At 67.2% G+C, this 613-nt stretch carries 1 protein-coding gene and 1 pseudogene; both read left to right on the top strand.

The annotated features are described in order from the left end of the window. Positions 1 to 226 (top strand): SDR family oxidoreductase (locus CA951_RS42185; RefSeq protein ID WP_143543228.1); only part of this gene is annotated, 226 nt, incomplete at its 5' end. A 124-nt stretch (positions 227 to 350) separates the two neighbouring features. Then, positions 351 to 613, top strand: a pseudogene (locus CA951_RS42180) (FAA hydrolase family protein); the annotation flags it as partial.

The raw sequence follows: 613 nt of genomic DNA, 5'->3' as shown, positions 1-613 counted from the left end.
CACCTCCGGCATCCGTATCAACGCGGTGGCGCCCGGTCCGATCGCAACCGCGATGACCGCCGCCGTCCCCACAGACATCATGGACAGCATCGTCGGTCGCACCGCCGCCGGCCGCTACGGGCAACCCGACGAGGTCGGACAGGCGGTGGCCTGGCTGTGCTCGGATCAGGCCTCATACATCAATGGCGCAGTTCTCCCCGTCGACGGCGGCTGGCTCGCCAGCTGACACGACCGACGCGCGCCCACCAGCTTCCCGCGCTCACCATTCCTCGATCAGCGCGAGGCCGCTGCGCCCCACCCTCACCCGAAACCTCACAGGACACCCAACCGCCATAACGGAAGGCACGGAGATGGCCTCAACGAACTGGCACCTGGTCCAGTACACCACCAACGGCACGAACTCGTGCCTCGGCTTCGGCGCGGGCGGGGTAGTCCGCGCTGCCCCCGCGCCCCTCGTCAGCCTGGACACCATGGCAGTGCTGAAGGAATGGCCTCGGCACAGCGAATTCCTCACCACTCTCGACATCGACACCCTCGAGGTCGTCGAGAACGCCACACTCCTGGCACCGGTCACCTACCCGAACACGGTGCTCTGCGCCGGCGTCAACTACTA

The sequence above is a fragment of the Rhodococcus sp. NCIMB 12038 genome (assembly GCF_002165735.1).
GTDB lineage: Bacteria > Actinomycetota > Actinomycetes > Mycobacteriales > Mycobacteriaceae > Rhodococcus_F.
This window is presented reverse-complemented; position numbering and strand designations above follow the sequence as displayed.